This is a genomic window from Streptomyces sp. NPDC051907, assembly GCF_040681075.1.
GTDB lineage: Bacteria > Actinomycetota > Actinomycetes > Streptomycetales > Streptomycetaceae > Streptomyces.
In genome coordinates, this window is sequence record NZ_JBFAYB010000198.1 from 1 (window position 1) to 4645 (window position 4645).

Sequence of the window (4645 nt, forward strand, 5' to 3'; positions counted from 1 at the left end):
CTCTCTTTCCCCACCCGGGGCCTTGGGGGGCGTGTGGGGGGGGGGCGGCGCACCTCGGCCGCCTGCGGGGGGGGGGCCCGGCCGGCCCCGCCCCCCCACGCCTCACCTCTGGCGGCTCACCCCCAGGCGTTCACTTCTTCAGGTCCCAGCCCTCGGCCGGGGCGGGGGCCTGGGCCAGGGCCGCGACCGCCGCTACGGCGGCGGGCTCGACGGCGGACGCGGTGGCGGGCTCGACGGCGGACGCGGTCGCGGGCTCGGCCGGCTCGGTCTTCTCCGCCCCGTCCTCTCGCTCCTCCCGCTCCGGGAGCAGCGCCAGCACGGCCTGCCGGTGCGCCTCGCTCGTCGCGTCGTCGTACGGGTCCGGGGTCGCCGGCACCTGGAGCCGCAGGACGGGGCCCGTGCCGAGCCGTGCGTACCCGCGGCCGGGCGGGACGTCCGGCGTCGGCGTCGTGTGCGGGGCGAGCCCGAGTACCGACGTCACCTCGCCGATGCCGGCGCGGCCGAGCACCACGCGGGCGCGGGTGTGCGTGCGCACCGGCTCGGTCAGCGCGTCGAGGCTGTCGAACTGCTCGGCCACCACGACCGTCACATGGGCCGCCCGCCCGTGCCGCAGCGGCACCTGGAGCAGCTCCTGCGGATCCCTGCGCCCGTCGGCGGCCGCCAGATGTCCGAAGACGCTCGGCCGGTCCAGCAGGATCCACAGCGGACGCCTGGTGTCCTCGGGCGCCGGGTGACCTGCCTGCCGGGCGCGGTTGGCGGCGATCAGACGGCGCTCGGTCTCGTGGGCCGCCCACTCGAGGCTGGCCAGCGCTCCGGCCAGGCCGCACTCGACGCCCAGCACGCCCGCGCGGCCGGTGAGGCACGCGTACTCGCCGGTGCCGCTGCCCTCGATGATCAGTACGTCGCCGTGCGGCAGGGCCTGGAGGACGATCGAGCGGAGCAGGGACGTGGCGCCGCTGCCCGGCTCGCCGACCACCAGCAGATGCGGCTCCGTCGAGCGCGGACCGGTGCGCCAGACGACCGGAGGCGCGTCCCGCGTCTCCTCGCCCTGCGTCACCGGCACGGTGCGCTGCACCGCGCCCGGATCGGTGAAGCCCAGGACGGTCTCGCCGGGGACGGTGACGAAGCGCTGGGCGGCGATGGAGGTGGGCAGGGCGGGCAGCACGCTCATCACGAGCTGGTTGCCCTCCTCGTCCCAGCTGAAGTGGTACTCGCGGCCGCGCCCGGACTTGGCGTGCAGCAGTTGCTCGATGCGGGCCCGGGACTCGGCCTCGCTGTCGGTGAAGTAGGCCGGGTACGTCACCAGCAGCCGGGTGACGCGCCCGTTTCCATCGAATTCGTACTCGCTGAGCGCCTTGTCCCACGCCCCGCCGTGGGAGAAGAGCGGATCAGGGTCCTCCGGTACGGAGAAGTACGGCACGAGGGCCTCGTAGAGGGCTCGGAGCCGTCCGATCTCCGTCTCGTCGGGCCCGGTCTTCACCGGAGTGCGGACCCGGCCCTTCCAGGCGGCCGCGGCCATCACCGAGATCAGGGCGACCAGCGGCCCGTACGGGATGAGCGCGACCACCAGGACGCATGCCGCGACCAGGAACAGCGCGGGACCACGCCGTTCCTTGGGCGTGCCGGCCCACTTGCGCCGGCCTGCCGCGGCGAGCAGCCGCAGACCACGGGTGACCGTGATCAGCGGATGGAGGACGTCCGTGGCGTTGTCGGCGGCCGTGCGCGCGATCTCGCGGCTCCGGGCGATCTGCGCGCTGCCGCTGCTGAGGATGCGGGGGAGTGGTCGCCGGGCCACGTCGGTCTCCTGGAGGTGCGGTGCCGATGGTGCTGGCGGCGCCGTCGCACCGACAGAGCCGAACGCGTGGAACGCGTTCGCGGCGCTGCGGGCACTCAGGACGCCGATGGGCGCTGTCTGGGGCGGGCGCGGTCAGAACTTGATCCCGCCCAGCAGACTGGCGAGGCTCGCGCTGCCCGCCTGGATGCTGGGCGCGATGGCGGTGCCCGAGATGAAGAAGCCGAAGAGCCCGCAGACGAACGCGTGGGACCCCTTGAGCCCGTCCTTCTTGCAGAACAGGAAGACGATGATGGCGAGCAGCACTACACCTGAGATGGAGAGGATCATGAGAGGTTCTCCTGGTTGAGGGGACAGTCACCATGAGTTCTTCCAGGATCACAGGAAGTATCTATGTGATAAAAGGTGCAAATGGGTGAAAATGTCGGGTTTTCACTCCACTGGTGGACGCCGGGCCGCCAGCCGACAGGCGGACTGCCCGGTTTCGCGGCAAAGTGCCCTCCCCGCTGCCGCTGTGGGCCCGCTCCCGCCGGTCCGGCAGGGGCGGGCGGGCTGTAGAGCGACGGCGTACGGGCAGTAACCTGTCGGTTCACTCGTACGGCTGCCCTTGCCGTGCGTCCCAGGTCAACGCAGTGAAAGGCGGTCCCTCCGATGAGCGAAGCACCGGATCCCGAGGTGATCGAACTCGCGACCAAGGTCTTCGATCTCGCGCGCCAGGGGGAGACCGAGACGCTCGCCGCCTATATCGACGCCGGAGTACCCGCGAACCTCACCAACGACCGCGGCGACACCCTCGTCATGCTCGCCGCCTACCACGGGCACGCCGCCGCGGTGGAGGCGCTCATCGCCCGCGGCGCGGAGCCGGACCGGGCCAACGACCGCGGGCAGACCCCGCTCGCCGGCGCGGTCTTCAAGGGCGAGGACGCCGTCATCCGCGCGCTGCTGGCCGGCGGGGCGGACCCGGAGGCCGGGACTCCGTCCGCGATGGATACGGCGCGGATGTTTGGGAAGACAGAGCTCTTGGAGCTGTTCGGCAACCGCTGAACAGCAGCTGAGCAGCCGACAGGGGCCCTGCGCAAGGGTGTTGAGCGGCTGCGGAGAAGCAGCCGAGAGGGACGCCGTAAATGTGGTCGCGGTGGCGATATGGGTGGGTCATCATGACGGCGTGCCCTACCCCGGACTTCATCCGGGAGTTCCCCTGGGGCAACCGACGAGAGGCAGAGGAAGATGGTCTACACCAGGCAGAAGACGACGGGCGGCCCTACATGTTGCTGCGCGGCCTAGGCATCCCACTCCCCGGTCGCGTCGACAGCTTGATGTGAGGCTTTTCCTATGTTCGATCCAGTCATAGCGCCGAGCGGCACGCTGCTCGGTCTGCTGCAGAGGGGGCGCGGCGACGGCACGCTGCACGCGCTCGCCGCGCCGCGGGCCGAAGCGCTCGCCGCCCTCAACCAGTGTGTGCTCAGCGACCCGCGCCACGACTGGCAGGTCGAGAACCGCTCTCTCTACTACGCCCGCCTCTACCTCGACCTGCACGGCAGTCTCGAGGAGATCGAGCGGCATCTGTACGACGTCGACGACCACCTCGACGCCGACGAGGCCAGGACCGGCCTCGCGCTCGCGGTGCTCGGACACCTCGCCTCCTATGGCAGAGGCGACGCGCTGGCGCTGCTGCGGCGGTACGCCGCGAGCGGCGCGAACTGGGCATGGGCTCTGGACGAGCTCGCCCTGCGCGACGACGACGCGGGCCTGCGCGGCCTGGCGACGTCCGTCCTCGCCCGCTTCCCGGCGACGCCCGAGGGCAACGCCGAGCTGGCGGCCGCCGTACGGGACGCCTTCGAGCCCCGCCCATGGCGGCTATGGGCCGAGGACCAGCGGGACACCGTCGGCGCCAGGGTCCGCGCGGCCCAGGAGTCGGGCTCCTTCGACCGCTGGCAGCGCCAGATGCGCCCCACCGGGCCGCGGCCCGGCTGGAGCGTCCAGGCGGTCTTCGACTGGGCCGAGCAGGGCCACGCACGCGGCAGCGCACTCCATGTGCCGGCAGCGCGGTGCCTCTCGGCCGTCGCGGGTCCAGAGGACCGCCAGACGATCGTGGACGTGGCACGCGCCGGCACGGACGGGGCGCGCTGCGCGGCCCTGCACTACCTCGCCCAGTCCAGGGATCCCGTCGTCCTCGACCTGATCGAGGCGGCCGCGGGCAGTCCGTCCCGCACGGTCGCCGATGCGGCGGTCGCCGCGTTCGAGCGGATGTGCGGAGAGGAAGCCGTCGACCGGGCGCGCGGCTGGATCCACCGCCCCGACGCGCTGGGGTCCTCCGCGGCGGGCGTGCTCGCCTGCCGGGGCGGCGCCCAGGACGCCCAGCTGGTGCTGGGCGCGCTGCGCGAGACCGTCCGCGCCGACGGCCCCGACGCCCCCCTGCTGTGGACGCTCGTCGACGGCGCGGGCCGGCTCGGCATCGCCTGCGCGGCGCCCGTGCTGCGCCATGTCTACCGGGAGACGGCCTCCTCCCATCTCCGCGGCCGGGCGGCGCGCGCCCTCGCCGCGACGGACGCGTCCTTCGCCACGGGATTCGCCGTCGAATGCCTATGGGACTGCGAGGAGACGACGCGAGAGGTCGCCGCGCTCCACGCCGAGACGGGAGACGTACGCGTCGCGGAACGCCTGCGCCGCCTGGCGGCGGACCCCGCCGAGGAGGCGGAGGTCCAGACGGCGGTCCGCAGCAGAATGAGCCCGGACACGCCCGCGGAGGCGTGAGACCCGACCCGACGGCCGCGGCGGACGACGACGTCCCGCCGCGGCCGGCGGGGGTGGGGGGGGCCCGGATTCACGTGGGAGAGGCTCCGGGCGGGGGCC

4 protein-coding genes are annotated in these 4645 nt (G+C 73.2%); 2 read left to right on the forward strand and 2 right to left on the reverse strand.

What is annotated here, in order from left to right:
• Nucleotides 1–130: 130 nt before the first annotated feature.
• A complete protein-coding gene (locus AB0M39_RS41335) occupies nucleotides 131–1795 on the reverse strand; it encodes a hypothetical protein (protein WP_365374175.1) in 1665 nt (554 codons plus the stop codon).
• Nucleotides 1796–1927: 132 nt separating this feature from the next.
• On the reverse strand, nucleotides 1928–2122 hold the full coding sequence (locus AB0M39_RS41340; protein ID WP_365374177.1) for a hypothetical protein: 195 nt from the start codon (nucleotides 2120–2122) through the stop codon (nucleotides 1928–1930).
• A 321-nt stretch (nucleotides 2123–2443) separates the two neighbouring features.
• Between AB0M39_RS41340 and AB0M39_RS41345 the strand changes: the two genes are divergently transcribed.
• Together AB0M39_RS41345 and AB0M39_RS41350 are read left to right on the forward strand one after the other, a co-directional pair.
• The gene (locus AB0M39_RS41345; RefSeq protein WP_365374178.1) at nucleotides 2444–2836 is read left to right on the forward strand and encodes an ankyrin repeat domain-containing protein; all 393 of its coding nucleotides are present in this window, start codon (nucleotides 2444–2446) and stop codon (nucleotides 2834–2836) included.
• Nucleotides 2837–3124: 288 nt separating this feature from the next.
• A complete protein-coding gene (locus tag AB0M39_RS41350) occupies nucleotides 3125–4546 on the forward strand; it encodes a HEAT repeat domain-containing protein (protein WP_365374181.1) in 1422 nt (473 codons plus the stop codon).
• The last annotated feature ends 99 nt before the right edge of the window (nucleotides 4547–4645 follow it).